This window comes from Acinetobacter sp. 1424608, from assembly GCF_000588255.1.
Classification (GTDB): domain Bacteria; phylum Pseudomonadota; class Gammaproteobacteria; order Pseudomonadales; family Moraxellaceae; genus Acinetobacter; species Acinetobacter nosocomialis.
The window spans coordinates 44781-59560 of record NZ_JFXL01000001.1 but is presented as its reverse complement, the minus strand read 5'-3'; the positions used below and the strand labels follow the sequence as shown (position 1 = coordinate 59560).

The 14780-nt window shown below is 38.7% G+C and carries 12 protein-coding genes; 5 read left to right on the top strand and 7 right to left on the bottom strand.

What is annotated here, in order from left to right; all coding sequences use genetic code 11:
• Window positions 1–185: 185 nt before the first annotated feature.
• The 3 genes from J678_RS05060 to pheA form a co-directional block, all read right to left on the bottom strand.
• Window positions 186–569, bottom strand: coding sequence for a hypothetical protein (locus tag J678_RS05060; RefSeq protein ID WP_002049301.1), 384 nt, complete (start codon window positions 567–569; stop codon window positions 186–188).
• A gap of 127 nt (window positions 570–696) precedes the next feature.
• Complete coding sequence (locus J678_RS05055; protein ID WP_017393807.1) at window positions 697–2943, bottom strand: bifunctional prephenate dehydrogenase/3-phosphoshikimate 1-carboxyvinyltransferase; 2247 nt, start codon at window positions 2941–2943, stop codon at window positions 697–699.
• Window positions 2944–3051: 108 nt separating this feature from the next.
• Window positions 3052–4161 (bottom strand): prephenate dehydratase, encoded by a 1110-nt coding sequence (gene pheA / locus J678_RS05050; RefSeq protein ID WP_002049199.1) that lies wholly within the window; start codon window positions 4159–4161, stop codon window positions 3052–3054.
• Between the two features lie 185 nt (window positions 4162–4346).
• Here pheA and J678_RS05045 point away from each other — a divergent pair, with 185 nt between their 5' ends.
• Both J678_RS05045 and J678_RS05040 read left to right on the top strand, forming a co-directional pair.
• Window positions 4347–5291: an alpha/beta hydrolase gene (locus J678_RS05045; RefSeq protein ID WP_068791285.1), complete on the top strand. Its 945-nt coding sequence runs from the start codon at window positions 4347–4349 to the stop codon at window positions 5289–5291.
• Between the two features lie 108 nt (window positions 5292–5399).
• Window positions 5400–6023 (top strand): hypothetical protein, encoded by a 624-nt coding sequence (locus tag J678_RS05040; RefSeq protein ID WP_017393809.1) that lies wholly within the window; start codon window positions 5400–5402, stop codon window positions 6021–6023.
• Window positions 6024–6073: 50 nt separating this feature from the next.
• Here the strand turns inward: J678_RS05040 and J678_RS05035 are convergent, their stop codons facing one another.
• Both J678_RS05035 and J678_RS05030 read right to left on the bottom strand, forming a co-directional pair.
• Window positions 6074–7219, bottom strand: a complete 1146-nt coding sequence (locus J678_RS05035) for an acyl-CoA dehydrogenase family protein (RefSeq protein ID WP_017393810.1) — start codon at window positions 7217–7219, stop codon at window positions 6074–6076.
• Window positions 7220–7378: 159 nt separating this feature from the next.
• Window positions 7379–8734: a dicarboxylate/amino acid:cation symporter gene (locus tag J678_RS05030; RefSeq protein WP_002049312.1), complete on the bottom strand. Its 1356-nt coding sequence runs from the start codon at window positions 8732–8734 to the stop codon at window positions 7379–7381.
• Between the two features lie 498 nt (window positions 8735–9232).
• Between J678_RS05030 and J678_RS05025 the strand changes: the two genes are divergently transcribed.
• Window positions 9233–10246, top strand: a complete 1014-nt coding sequence (locus J678_RS05025; RefSeq protein ID WP_017393811.1) for a glycosyl transferase family protein — start codon at window positions 9233–9235, stop codon at window positions 10244–10246.
• Between the two features lie 202 nt (window positions 10247–10448).
• Here the strand turns inward: J678_RS05025 and J678_RS05020 are convergent, their stop codons facing one another.
• Window positions 10449–10721 (bottom strand): YeaC family protein, encoded by a 273-nt coding sequence (locus J678_RS05020; protein WP_003650690.1) that lies wholly within the window; start codon window positions 10719–10721, stop codon window positions 10449–10451.
• Window positions 10718–11626, bottom strand: a complete 909-nt coding sequence (locus tag J678_RS05015) for an NAD(+) kinase (RefSeq protein ID WP_002049094.1) — start codon at window positions 11624–11626, stop codon at window positions 10718–10720. The genes J678_RS05020 and J678_RS05015 overlap by 4 nt, the downstream gene beginning before the upstream one ends.
• Window positions 11627–11811: 185 nt before the next feature.
• Between J678_RS05015 and mrcB the strand changes: the two genes are divergently transcribed.
• A complete protein-coding gene (mrcB, locus tag J678_RS05010; protein WP_017393812.1) occupies window positions 11812–14208 on the top strand; it encodes a penicillin-binding protein 1B in 2397 nt (798 codons plus the stop codon).
• A 20-nt stretch (window positions 14209–14228) separates the two neighbouring features.
• The gene (locus J678_RS05005; RefSeq protein WP_016804624.1) at window positions 14229–14780 is read left to right on the top strand and encodes a tetratricopeptide repeat protein; all 552 of its coding nucleotides are present in this window, start codon (window positions 14229–14231) and stop codon (window positions 14778–14780) included.

The following is a 14780-nucleotide window of genomic DNA, read 5'->3' as shown; positions in this document are numbered from 1 at the left end:
TGTTTGTTAAAAAGCATTTTTAAATTAATAGAAATTTAGATCAAAATTCAAACAATATTATTTTTTTGTTTGTTAATTTTTATTAAATAATGTCACTACAAAAATAAAAAATTCTTATCAATATTAATAAATCAAAAGGGTGAACAAATATGTTCACCCTCTCTTCACAAAATATGCTTAATTGGTCAAGACTTCCAAACAAATTCGGAGAAACTCTGATCGGCTTTCAAACTATTTTCAACAGCCTGCGCAAGCTGACGAATAATGCTTTGTGTTTCGATTTTCTCAAACCAGTCTTGCTCTTCATCTGGATTGGCAGAAATTTCACACATTAAATGCCCATCGTGGTCCGTTTTCTGGCAAGTAATAGACAACGGCAAAAGATGATTATCAATGCTTACTTCTACTTTTTCATGCTCATGTACAATATGCTGTGCATCGAAACCATAATGCCCCAATTGTTTAAATAATAAGGCCGCTACATATTCTTGAGTAATATGGCATTCATTTGGTGGATGATCAAGCACCCCATGTTCTGGGCAACTGGCAATAAATTGTAATTTTTTCATCCTTTGTCCTAACACTATTATCATTATCTGCACTTAGCATAAGCAATAAACAAACAGCAGCCAAGCCTTTAGCTCGCTGCTGCCGTTGCTATTGTGTTAGCAATTATAAAATGTATGAGGTCAAAAGTTATTGGCTAACTTCAATCGTTAAACCTGCAAGATTCGCCAACTCAGTAAATGTTGGGAAACTTGTAGCAACAGTTTCAGTACCATGAATTGTAATCGGACCAGAAGTACGAAGACCTGCCATACTAAAACTCATAGCAATACGATGGTCATGGTGCGATTCGATTTCACCGCCAGCAAAGATTGGTGACCAATCGCCAGATTTGCCTTTTCCTTCGATAATGATGCCATCTTCAGTTGGTGTGCAGTCAATACCCATGATTTTTAAACCATCTGCCATAACTTGAATACGGTCAGATTCTTTCACACGAAGCTCTGCCGCACCTGTGAGTACTGTTTGCCCTTCAGCACAAGCCGCTGCAATAAATAATGCTGGGAATTCATCAATTGCCAAAGGTACTTGATCTTCAGGCATATGAATACCTTTAAGGGTGCGTGAACCTTTAATATGAATATCAGCAATAGGCTCTCCACCAGCGATACGCTCATTTTCAACAGTCAGGTCAGCACCCATCTGTTTTAAAATTTCAATTACGCCAGTACGTGTTGGATTAATACCTACAGCTTCCAGAACAACGTCTGCGCCTTCAGTGATTGCAGCACCTACCATGAAGAAAGCAGCAGATGAAATATCAGATGGAACTTGAATATTAGTACCCACTAACTTACCGCCGCCCACAAGGGAAATTTTATTGCCTTCAGTTTTAACATCATAGCCAAATGCACGAAGCATACGCTCTGTATGGTCACGAGTAGGTTCTGGTTCAGTTACCGAAGTTTCACCTTCAGCCCACAAACCAGCAAGTAAAATACCCGACTTCACTTGAGCAGATGCCATAGGTAAATCGTATTGAATGCCTTTTAATTGCTGGCTACCCGTAATACTGACAGGTGGTGTACCTTTCTCACCTGTTGTCTGGATTTGCGCACCCATTAAACGCAATGGCTTAGCAATACGCTCCATTGGACGTTTAGAAAGTGATGCATCACCTGTCATAACAGAATCAAACTTTTGTGCAGAAAGCATACCTGAAAGCAAACGCATGCTTGTACCAGAGTTACCCATATACAATGCACTTGCTGGTGCTTTTAAGCCATGCATACCCACGCCATGAATGGTCACTTCACCATTTTTAGGGCCTTCGATGCTTACACCCATATCACGAAAAGCTTGTAAAGTTGCTAGAGCATCTTCACCTTCTAAGAAGCCAGTTACATGGGTGGTGCCTTCGGCAATAGCACCAAACATAATGGAGCGATGTGACACAGATTTGTCACCCGGTACGGTAAATTTACCTTTAAATGCCTTATTTCCCGGTAAGATACTGAATTGCTGTGTCACCTTATTTTTCTCCATTAAAGGTTTTTTGGCTAACATATGATTGAAATGTTGGCGTGCTGCCTGAGCATGGCCGAGTAAACCCATTAATGCATGAGAATCTTCGTTTTCAATCAATTTTCTAAGTACGGTAAGTTGCTTTTCGAAGCCATCTACAGCATTTAAGATAGCGGTTTTATTGGCAAAGAAAATGTCATGCCACATTTGAGGATCACTTGCTGCAATTCGTGAAAAGTCACGGAAACCACCAGCTGCATAACGGAAAATATCCAAGTTATCTTCACGGTTTGCAAGTTGCTCAACTAGATTAAATGCCATTAAATGTGGTAAATGACTTGTATGTGCCAAAACCTCATCATGCTTGGCAACATCCATACATATCACTTCAGCTTTAGCAGCTGACCAAAGTTGAATCAGTTTATCAACAGCCCATTCTGCACTTGTTGGTAACGGCGTTAAAATCACTTTATGATTTGCAAAGAGATCGACCTTACCTGCATGAACACCCGTGTGTTCACTACCTGCAATAGGATGCCCCGGTACAAAACCTGTTGGTAAATTTTCACCAAATACAGCTTTTGCTGCATCAACCACATTACCTTTTGTACTTCCCACATCGGTCACAATTGTGGTTTCTGACAAATAAGGCTTAATTTGCTCAAGCACTTTTTGTGTAGCACGTACAGGTAAGGCTAAAACAATTAAATCCGCCCCTCTCACGGCCTCTACAGGATCGGAAAATCCTTCTTGTATTAAACCAAGTGATTTTGCATCTTCTAAAGTTTTCTGTGAACGTGTAGATGCCACAATAGTTGTCGCCAACTTTTCGGCAACGATAACGCGAGCCAAACTCGACCCAATGAGTCCTAAACCAATAAATGCAACTTTTTTAAATAGGGGTTGTGACATAACTTCAACTTTGCTTTTGCTCAAAGTTATTTAAATCTTTGAGCAATTTGTTTTTTAAGCTTAATGACATATTCCTTTGGATATATGTCATTATTCCAACGTAAGTAATTAAAGAACAGCAGCAGGATAAGAACCTAAAATACGAAGCTCTTTTACCATTGGACGGATATCATTGATTGCAGCAGCAACGTTTTCTTGATCAATATGACCTTCTAAATCGATAAAGAATACATATGCCCATTTTTCAGGTAATGCTGGACGGGTCTCAATACTCGTTAAGCTAATATTATGTTTTGCAAATGGCGCTAAAATTTCTAATAAAGCACCTGCACGATCATGTGCTGAAATTAATAACGATGTTTTGTCATTGCCACTTTGTGGAATTTTTTCACGGCCAATCACTAAGAAACGAGTGGTATTTTCCGGATTATCTTCAATATTGCTATGCAAGATTTCAAGATTATACATACCTGCTGCAATATCAGATGCAATTGCTGCTGAGTGCCATTCGTTGCGAATACGGCGTGCAGCTTCTGCATTTGAGTTTAAGGCAACACGTTCAACACCTGGATAATGCGCATCTAACCACTGACGGCATTGCGCCAAAGTTTGCTGGTGCGCATAAATCTGTTTAATGCTGTCTTTACGCGTATTTTCAGAAACCAAGAATTGATGATGAATACGCAATTCAACTTCACCAATCACATTTAAATTCGAAGTTTTAAAACAATCTAAAGTATGGTTTACGATACCTTCAGATGAGTTTTCAACCGGAACTACACCGTAATGCGCACTACCCGCTTCTACTTCACGGAATACCTCATCAATAGTTGGTAGCGGACGAACAACCGCATCTTTACCAAAATGCTTAAGTACGGCAGATTGAGTAAAAGTACCTTCTGGTCCTAAAAATGCAATACTTTGCGGAGCTTCTAAAGCAAGGCAAGCAGACATAATTTCACGGAACAGACGCGCCATGGTTACGTCAGATAAAGGCCCTTGATTGCGCTCCATAACTTTACGTAAAACTTGTGCTTCACGTTCAGGACGATAAAACAAAGGATTCTCTTCGGAAGCAAATTTAGCTTTAGCAACAGCTTCAGCAAGGCTTGCGCGGCGATTTAATAACTCTTGAATCTGTTGATCTACGCTATCAATATCTTCGCGAATTTGTTCTAAACTAAGAGAAGTCGTTTTGTTTTGATCATCGTTGATCATTGGAATGCAGCCTCAGAAAAATCATCTTTTAAACGAGAGTATAACAATAGTCGGCTTTGATTTGTTAGGCAATATCGATGTACCGGCTTTTTTCGTTAATCACTCTCAAACCTGTCAATAAGATTACTTTATTTGATAATGATTTTCATTTATTATTTTACTTATAACATTTTCTTAACTTTATTATGCTTAAACCATTTTTCTTTTTATCTTGTAGTTTTCTCTTGGGAACTTTAATAAGTACGCCTGTTTTGGCTCAACCTTCAATAAAAGATCAATCAAAAATCGTTTTTCAAAATAATCAGGCACAATTCCAAATCAAATCTAAAAATACAGGTCATGAATATCTAATTCAAATTTATAAACCGCCTGTGGCCCCGCCCCAACATGGTTACCCTGTACTTTATATATTAGATGGAAATGCAACTTTCCCTAGTGCTGCCAATATTGCTCAGTCAATTGGAGCAGGTTCGACTAAATTAGGTTTAGATCCGCTCATGATTGTAGCTGTTGGTTATCCACATCAAAAAACCTTTGATGTGCAAAAGCGTGCTTATGATTACACACCAGAACCTTCTGCCCAATTTCAAGCACACGGTAAATATAAATATGGTGGTGCTGATCAGTTCATTGCCTTTTTAAATAACGAACTCAAACCTGAAATTGCAAAACAGTTTCCGGTTAACAGCCAGCAACAAAGCCTCTATGGGCACTCTTTTGGAGGCTTGTTTGTGCTTTATCATTTTTTTCAAAAGCCAAATGCATTTCAGCGTTACTTCGCTGCAAGTCCTTCTTTGTGGTTTGATCAAGGCATGTTATTTCAACAGTTAGAACATTTGCAAAGTCAAAAACTAAATCATTTCCCTTTACTCATGACCACAGTCGGTACACATGAACAAGGTGGCCCTCTTACTCAACTTAATAATACGCTTAATGAAGCAGAATTTTTTAAAGCTTTAGAAAATAAACGTTCAAACGAATTTAGTTATTGGCATTTTTATAACCCTGCCGAACAACACATTACAAATTTGTATGCGAGCTTACCTAAAGCACTTATGTTTGCTTCTTGTCAAAATTTAGAAAGCTGTAAATCTTTATTTGATGGACCATTAGATCAGCCAGCCAAGTAAAAACATAATTAAATTTAAAGCTGATTATTTCGTTGTTCTTAAAGATAGCCCTCTTAATGCATGGATTGGTTATACTGACCCAATATGTCATAACAACAGTAAAATAGAATGAATAAAATTATTGTTTTAAGCCTATTGGGTTTTACAACTTTTAGTTTAACGGCTTGCGGCGGTTGTCCAATAATTGCAGGTTGCAATGGTACTGATAATTCTCCGTACTATATGACGACTGTCAGTAATCAAATTCGTGGTATTCCAATCCCACCTCAAACCAAGCTGACCTATCAATCGCAAAATTTCAGACAGAAATTTGAGCAAACACATGCTTTAAAAGAAAAAAATTTATCAGGCATTGCATTACCAGAAAATACAGCAATCATTTGGGGCGGTATGCCAGTAGATATGTTTATACAATTTTCTAATCCCGAAATGAAAGGCTTCTCGGTCTATCCAGCACGAGGATTTAAAACAGAATTATCAAATGAGTTTTTACATTTATGGAAAAGCTGTGAAAGTGATTTAGACATTAACTTAAAGAATCCAAATGACTGGTCATTTAATCCTGAAAATATGGAAATAACGGGTTGTGGCATCAACCAAAAACGTAGCAAATATACCGAAGACTCTTTTCGTCAAGATGAAGCCGATGCATTTTTAATAAAGATCAATCAGGCCTTACACAAGTTACCCAAGCAACAAGACTATCCTGTCATTTATCGAACTAACAAATAGGTAATATAAAAAAGCCTACTCAAAGGTAGGCTTTTTTTAAAACTATTTAATTAGGCTTTACCAATTAAGCCACGCGCTACGATTTCTTTCATAATTTCATTTGTACCACCGTAAATACGCTGAATACGAGCATCTACAAAGAAGCGTGAAATTGGATATTCAGTCATATAGCCATAACCACCAAAAAGTTGCAGCAAGTTGTCAGCTACTTTCATTTGCATATCTGTACTAAAACTTTTCAGTGCTGCAGCTGTTTCCACATCTAGCTTACCTTCTTGATATAGAGCAACGTTTCTCTCATAAAAAGCAGCAGTAGCAAGCTCATCAATTTTTGCTTGAGCTAAAACAAAACGCGTATTTTGGAATTGAGAAATAGGCTGGCCAAATGCATGACGTTCTTTTACATAAGCCGTTGCTAAATCAATTGCACCACGAATAGCTCCAATTGCGGTAGATGCAATAGCGGTACGTTCACGTGGTAACTCTTGCATTAAATAAGCAAAACCTTGTCCAGCTTGACCGAGTAACTGGTTTTTAGGAACCTTAACATTGTCAAAAAATAGCTCAGAAGTATCTTGAGAATGTAAACCGATTTTGTCGAGGTTGGTACCTTTCTTAAAGCCATCCAAATGTGTATCTGCCAATAATAACGATACCCCTTTCGCACGCGCTTGAGGATCGGTTTTTACTGCAAGCACCACAAGGTCAGCATGTTGACCATTTGAAATAAATGTTTTTGATCCATTTAGTAAATAATGGTCATCTTGCAAAATGGCGCTCGTACGCATTGATTGTAAGTCTGAACCAGCACCTGGTTCAGTCATACCAATTGCCCCCACTACTTCACCAGTTACCATTTTCGGCAACCAATATTGTTTTTGCTCTTCTGTACCAATATGTAAAATATAAGGTGCAGCAATTTCAGAGTGACATGAAATAGCAGTTGATAATGCACAAAAACCAGCTCGAGCAGACTCTTCAACTAACATTAATGAATAGTAAGTTGGAACCCCATAACCGCCATATTCTTCCGGGACATCCACACATAAAAAGCCATTTTCGCCCAGTTGATTCCACACTGAACGCGGCATAATTCCTTCACGTTCCCATTGGTCGTAATGTGGAGCAATATGCTCATTTATAAAACGTTTAAAATTATCACGGAATAATTCTAAATCTGCATCATATGCCAACATAATATTTTCCTTCGGCTTTATTGTTTTATCGAATCTCATTGCTGTGCATGCTAATCATTTTTTTAGTTACTGTCATGGCATAGCTGCTCATTTAAACTGTACTTTTCAGTCAGCCAATAAAAAAGGAAGCTTAGCCTCCTTTTTTATTACGATAAATGATTAGTGAGATGCCTCAGCAATTACACTTTTTTGCTCAAGCATTTTTCTATCTACTTCATCGGGATTATTTAGTGCATCATTTAGTTTATCTTTATCTAATGCACCAACCCATTTCGCAACCACAATCGTTGCTAAAGAGTTACCAACAAGGTTCGTTAAAGCACGAGCTTCTGACATGAAACGGTCAATACCTAAAATCAATGCCAAACCTGCAACTGGTATATGACCAACAGCAGATAAAGTTGCAGCCATAACAATAAAGCCAGAACCCGTTACACCCGCCGCACCTTTAGATGAAATTAAAAGTACCAATAGCAAAGTAATTTGATGCTGGATATCAAGCTGTGTATTTGTTGCCTGAGCAATAAAGATTGCAGCCATCGTCAAATAAATTGAAGTACCATCGAGATTAAATGAATAACCTGTTGGGATGACTAAACCAACCACAGACTTTTCACAACCTGCGATTTCAAGCTTACGTAGCATACGTGGTAGAACTGACTCAGAAGAAGATGTACCAAGTACAATTAAAAGTTCTTCACGAATCAAACGCACCATTTTAAGAATGCTAAATCCACTCAAACGGCTGATGGTTCCTAATACTAAGAAAATAAATAATAAACAGGTAATGTAGAAACAGAGGATGAGCTGGCCCAACTGTACCAGTGAACCCACACCATATTTACCAATGGTAAACGCCATTGCCCCGAATGCACCTAATGGAGCAAGCTTCATGATCATATTTACAATGTTAAAGAACACATGAGCAATTTGATCAATTAACTTTAAAACTGGACGTCCTGCATCACCTAGCTTATGCAGTGCAAAGCCAAATAGAATGGCAAAAAGAAGGACCTGTAAGATTTCACCATTTGCAAATGCACCCACTACTGTATCTGGGATGATATGCATTAAGAAATCAACGGTAGATTGTGACTCACCAGAAGTGACGTATTTTTGGATACCTGAAGTGTCCAGAGTCGCAGGATCAATATTCATTCCTACGCCTGGCTTTGCGATGTTAATCACCACAAGGCCAATCAGAAGTGCGATTGTTGAAACGATCTCGAAGTATAACAACGCAACACCGCCAGTTTTACCCACTGACTTCATACTTTCCATACCAGCGATACCACTGACCACTGTACAGAAAATAACAGGTGCGATGATCATTTTAATCAAACGAATAAAAGCATCACCTAATGGCTTGAGTTGCTCACCTAAACCTGGAATATGGTGTTCAACACCATTCACTATTTGCGTTGTACTTGGTGAGAAATGCCCAACCAGAACACCCGCAATAATCGCAATAATCACTTGAAAATAAAGTGATTTATAAATCGGTTTTTTAGCCATAACTTTACTTCAATCTATATTTCCAAGTCCGTTGGAAATATCAAAATGAAACGTCTATTCTTTACGAATACACAGCCCTAACCTTTCACATAAACACCGCAAAAGGGAAACGGTTTTTTGGGAACAAAAAACCTTCCTACTACCTCAATGAAAACGAAATACAGTTTTCTAAAACAGGAGAATACCTGAAGTTTCCAACCACTTTGAGTAGCCAGAAATAACCTCTTACTTTTCCAATAAAAAGCTGAAGATATAGGAGAATCACATAAAATTATGATATGAGTGCTCAAAAAAGCACGTGAAAGTTTACTCGAATTAAATAGCAATTCGGTTAAAATTTTGGCTAATACGCACAAAAAACACTCATGCAGCCTTAAGACTTTAGTATGAGAAACACTTTTGATATTTTTTCAGCAGTTTTTTATGTCATATTGATAAGTCCTTGTAGACATTTCATTTTGAGCTGTCTCCCCCTTATTTTTACTGTTTTGAATTGCCATGAATACTAAACGTAATATCTATAAAGATGCTGAACATCCCTTTGCTCAATATGTCCGTATTTTAGGTAAGGGGAAAACCGGCTCTCGCTCACTAAGTTATGAAGAGGCCTATCAGGCTTTTACCATGATTTTAAAAGGTGAAGTTCTTGATGTTCAGTTGGGTGCTTTTTTAATGCTGCTACGTGTTAAAGAAGAGTCCATTGATGAGCTTGCAGGCTTTGTACAAGCCACCAAAGACCAACTTAATTTTCAACCTTTAGATGTGGATTTGGACTGGTCATCTTATGCAGGCAAGCGGAAACATTACCCTTGGTTTTTATTAGCGGCTCTTACCCTTGCTCACCACGGCTATAAAATCGTCATGCATGGCGCTTCTGGACATACGATTAACCGGGTCTATACCGAACAAGTTTTGCAATATTTAGATTATAAAATTTGCCATTCTGAACAGGAAGTCCGCACACAATTGGCCGAACAGAATTTTGCTTACTTACCATTAGATGTAATTTCACCTGTTTTAAGTGATTTAATTTCTTTACGAAATGTCATGGGTTTACGCTCACCTATTCATACGTTAGCCCGTCTCATTAATCCTTTTAACGCTAAGGCCACCTTGCAAGCCATATTCCATCCCGCGTATAGAACTTCCCATCAGCATAGCGCACTTCGCTTAGGCTATCAAAATAGTGCAGTCATTAAAGGTGAAGGCGGTGAATTTGAGCGAAACCCCGATGCTAAAACTCTCATTTGCGGAATTAAAAATGGTGAACTCTATGAGCATGAGTTGCCAAAGCTTACGCCTGAACGTAGTCCAATTGAAGAAGAGTTAGATTTAGCAACCTTTAAAGCTGTCTGGCTTGGTCAACAGCATCATGAATATGGGGAAATGGCCGTAACAGAAACCATGGGTATTGCGTTATATACCATGGGCGTGGTTTCTAATTTCGAGGAAGCGATGCACAAAGCAAAAGTATTATGGAAAACACGAAATTTAAGCAATCTTAATTCGTAGTTAACAAATGCTATCGTGAAGGTCGACATGGATGTCGACCGTATCACTGCGATACAGGGAAGTATCGTCAGTGATACAGAGGATTTTTGGTTACTTTTGATCCTTCAAAAGTAATAAAAGCCTATATGCTATAACTTATGAAAAACATGCTATATAAGGCTGTATGGAATAACCAAAAATAATTTTTCTGTCTTATTAAGTTTTAAACAAAACGAATCGGTTTAAATTCAGGCTCATGCTTGTGATGATCATCTTCACAAACCTCACCCTCTTCTTTTGTACCACGGTCAATATAACCGCTACGCTGTTCTTCTGGTAAGTTCTTTAACTCCCAAGCAATCACGGCTTGCATACATGTTTCGCGCTGCTCTTTCGTTAAAACAACACCATTTGGCCATTTACCAATTTCTACTGCTGTTTTTAAACGCTCTACAATTTCAGGGTTTAAAACAGATAGCATTTGTTCAATATTCATGATTCATCTCTTTGAAAAGATTCAAAATCTTGGTTCCAACCCAGTTTGGTACGACAAGCCATATAGAAATCATAACCTGGTGGGTGTAATAAACTTAATTTAAATGGGTGTTTGCGGATGTGCAAACTGTCACCAACATTGAGCGATACACTATGTTGCCCATCTGCACTCACCATCGGTAATACCCGATTTTCGCGAATGACGATTTTAATTTCACTTTGCCCACCAACTACGATCGGGCGTGAAGATAATGTATGGGGGTGCATAGGGACTAATGCAATAGCATCCATACTCGGATGTAAAATTGGACCACCACCTGACAATGCATAAGCAGTTGATCCTGTCGGGGTCGAAACAATTAAACCATCACTATGCTGACGGTAAACATATTGACCATCAATATTAAGTTCAAAGTCGATCATATGTACCGACTTACCTGAGTGTAGTACAACGTCATTTAAAGCAATTGCATCATAAATGACTTCACCATTGGTCCGTACTTCCATTTCAAGCAAGAAACGGCGATCAAGTTGGAAATGACCTTGTAATACCTGATCAAGTTTAAAAATAGCTTCCGCAGGCTTAATATCAGTTAAAAATCCTAAACGCCCACGGTTAATACCAATGACAGGTGTATTGTAGCGAACTAAAGCTCTAGCTGCATGAAGTAAAGAACCATCTCCACCTACTACAATCACCAGATCAGCAACTTCACCTAATAAGTGACGACTAACAACTTGTGCATGATCATAGGGCACTAATTCGGCAGTTTCCTGATCAAAAATGGGGTTTAGGCCTAAACTTAGCAAATGGTCATGAATTAAACATAGTGTTTCTACAACTGATGATTTATCCGGTCGACCAATTAACCCGACGTTTCTGAAGGACTTATGTGAAATTTGCACGAATGAGTAAGCTCCGCTGCGATTCTACGCTATCATAACATTAACCTGATTAATTTAAAAAAACATAACAACAAGATGCTGTAAAATTCAATCTAAGTTTTCCATTTATTCACAGTTTTATCATTGCAAATTGATGACAAGCTATCGCATCATTAACGTATTGTTTAGGGTTTTATCTCATTTATATGAAGTTTGAACGTGGTATCGGTTTCTTCGTGCTAATTTTTTCCATATTGGTGATTGGTGCTTTTATTGCTCTTAGTATCTATCTGATTCGTTTAGATAATATTATCCGTGAAAAATTTGAAGGACAGCGCTGGGACATTCCTGCCAAAGTGTTCGCTCGGCCTTTGGAAATTTATAATAATGCACCCATTACTCAAGCAAATTTTACCCAAGAATTAAAATTATTAGGTTACAAAACTTCAAGTAATTATGACAAGTCTGGAACCTTCGTTGCTCAAGGCAGCAACATGTATGTACATACACGCGGTTTTGACTATGGTGATAGCGTAGAACCAGAACAAGTTTTAGAACTTAGCTTTGCAAATGACCAAGTTGCAGAGGTACGCAGTACAAAACCTTCTTCAACAGGTGTGGCTCGTTTAGAACCTTTACTGATTGGGGGGATCTATCCTCAGCATAATGAAGACCGTGTTCTGATCAAACTCAATAATGTTCCTAAACCACTCATTGAAGCTTTAATTTCTACAGAAGACCGTAATTTCTACCATCACCACGGTATTTCAATTCGTGGTACAGCACGTGCTTTAGTAAGTAATGTCACTGGAGGACGTCGCCAAGGTGGTTCAACCCTGACACAACAGTTAGTCAAAAATTTCTATCTAACCCCTGAACGTACATTAAAGCGTAAAGTTAATGAAGCATTAATGGCTTTACTTATTGAGCTTCATTACAGCAAAGATGAAATTTTAGAAGCTTATTTAAATGAAGTAAATTTAGGCCAAAATGGTAACTATTCAATTAATGGTTATGGCTTGGCTTCGCAGTTTTATTTTGGTTTACCACTTCGTGAACTTAATGTCGCGCAACAAGCTTATTTAGTCGGTTTAGTTCAAGGGCCATCTTTATATAACCCTTGGAAAAACCCTGAAGGAGCAAAAAATCGTCGCGATACAGTATTGAATAACATGCGTGTAATGGGTTATTTAACTCAAGCCGAATATGAAACTGAAACTGCACGTCCTTTAGGTGTTCTCAGCAAGCCAAGCTTAGGTCCTGCAAAATTCCCTGATTTCCTAGATATTGTGCGCCGTCAGTTACGTACCGAATATCAAGAAAGTGATTTAACTAATCAAGGATTACGTATTTTTACGACCTTAGACCCTATTGCTCAAACTCAGGTTCAAGATGCGTTTAAAGCTTCTGTAGAACGTCTTACTCAAAGTAACCCTGCCCGCTTGAAAAACTTGCAAGGTGCGGTACTGATTGCACATCCTGAAAATGGTGAGTTGATTGCAGCCGTTGGCTCAACTCAAGATTTTACTGGCTTTAACCGTGCTTTAGATGCAAAACGTCAAGTCGGTTCTTTATTGAAGCCAGTGATTTATTTAAGTGCAATTGAGTCTGGACGTTATAACTGGGCAAGTAAGATCGAAGATGCTCCTATTAGCATTCCTGTAGATGGCGGTAAAAGCTGGACACCGAAAAACTATAGTGGCGGTGGTCATGGCGTTGTAAGTTTAAGTGAAGCCTTAGCAAACTCTTACAACCTATCTGCAGTTCGTCTAGGTCAAGAATTTGGGTTATCTACTTTTACCAACAACTTAAGAAAATTTGGTGTTGAATCACCAATTCCAGCCTACCCTTCTATTTTCCTTGGTGCAGTTAATATGTCACCAATGGAAGTACTCGGTATTTATGAAAACTTCGCTACAGGTGGTTTCAAATATCCAACTCGTGCGATTCGTTCTGTGGTAGATGCAAATGGCCGTTTACTTGATCGTTATGGTTTAAACGTACAACAAACCATTGACCCTTCGGTTGGCTATATCATGAACTATGGCCTACAACAGGTCATGTCATCAGGTACGGGCCGCGCAGCGTATAACAGCTTGCCTCCTACTTTAAAATTGGCTGGTAAATCAGGTACAACTAACGATACACGTGACTCATGGTTTGCCGGTTATTCGGGGAACCATGTCGCTGTAGTATGGTTAGGTCTAGATGACAACAAAGTAACTGGCTTAACAGGTTCATCTGGTGCATTACCAGTGTGGATTAATGTGATGAAACAATTACGTCAAACACCAGTAAATCTACGTCAGCCAGACACGGTACAGTGGCAATGGATTGACCATGCAACAGGTGATTTATCAGCACAAGCTTGTGCTGGCGCGATGTATATCCCTATGCTGACACATACGGTTCCGCATCGTGCTACGCCATGTGGAGCACCGTATTATCAAGTTGATCCAACATACGCACCACAAAGTGATAACACAGCACCAGCTTCTCAACCGGATAATAGCGATAGCTATATTCGTGAGAGTGAAAGCCAGATGGAACAAGATCTGTCGAATAACACACGAGTGATTTCTAGTGGTAGTTATAACAACTAAGCATTAACAGGAAACAGGATATGTTAAAGAAAGGTGTTTTTTATATTGGTGCTGTACTTATGGTCGGCTGTACAACTTTACCGGATCATTCAGCTCCAAAAGAGAAAACACCACCTGTTACTGAGAAAAAGAATGCTGAGACACCATCTGGTGTAAAAATTACACCCTATGATCATCCAGATATTCAACGTAAAAGTTTACAGGTGATTGTTCCTCAGCAGAAAAAGCCCCAACGCTTTAATGAGGATGGAAGCCAGTTACCAGCTTTTAAAACTTTAATGCAAAAAACTGAGCAAGCTTACAAAAACCAACAATGGTCAGATGCAGAGCGCTACGCCCTTCAAGCCCAGCGTTTAGCTCCACAGGCCGCCGAGACTTATTTATTTCTTGCACTGACTGCAAATCATAAACAGCAATATGCTAATGCTGAGTCTCTTGCAAGACGTGGTTTAAGCTTTGCTCAGAGCCAAGCGATGAAAAAACAGCTTTGGCTAACAATTTTAAAAGCGGGTCAACAACGTAATAACCCAAAAACTGTTCAGGAAGCTCAGCAAGCATTAAAAGCGCTCTAG

What these genes read in the sequence shown, in the direction of transcription:
- J678_RS05060 (WP_002049301.1), bottom strand. Translation starts at nt 569, where the DNA reads ATGAAAAAATTACAATTTATTGCCAGTTGCCCAGAACATGGGGTGCTT.
- J678_RS05055 (WP_017393807.1), bottom strand. Translation starts at nt 2,943, where the DNA reads ATGTCACAACCCCTATTTAAAAAAGTTGCATTTATTGGTTTAGGACTC.
- pheA (WP_002049199.1), bottom strand. Translation starts at nt 4,161, where the DNA reads ATGATCAACGATGATCAAAACAAAACGACTTCTCTTAGTTTAGAACAA.
- J678_RS05045 (WP_068791285.1), top strand. Translation starts at nt 4,347, where the DNA reads ATGCTTAAACCATTTTTCTTTTTATCTTGTAGTTTTCTCTTGGGAACT.
- J678_RS05040 (WP_017393809.1), top strand. Translation starts at nt 5,400, where the DNA reads ATGAATAAAATTATTGTTTTAAGCCTATTGGGTTTTACAACTTTTAGT.
- J678_RS05035 (WP_017393810.1), bottom strand. Translation starts at nt 7,219, where the DNA reads ATGTTGGCATATGATGCAGATTTAGAATTATTCCGTGATAATTTTAAA.
- J678_RS05030 (WP_002049312.1), bottom strand. Translation starts at nt 8,734, where the DNA reads ATGGCTAAAAAACCGATTTATAAATCACTTTATTTTCAAGTGATTATT.
- J678_RS05025 (WP_017393811.1), top strand. Translation starts at nt 9,233, where the DNA reads ATGAATACTAAACGTAATATCTATAAAGATGCTGAACATCCCTTTGCT.
- J678_RS05020 (WP_003650690.1), bottom strand. Translation starts at nt 10,721, where the DNA reads ATGAATATTGAACAAATGCTATCTGTTTTAAACCCTGAAATTGTAGAG.
- mrcB (WP_017393812.1), top strand. Translation starts at nt 11,812, where the DNA reads ATGAAGTTTGAACGTGGTATCGGTTTCTTCGTGCTAATTTTTTCCATA.
- J678_RS05005 (WP_016804624.1), top strand. Translation starts at nt 14,229, where the DNA reads ATGTTAAAGAAAGGTGTTTTTTATATTGGTGCTGTACTTATGGTCGGC.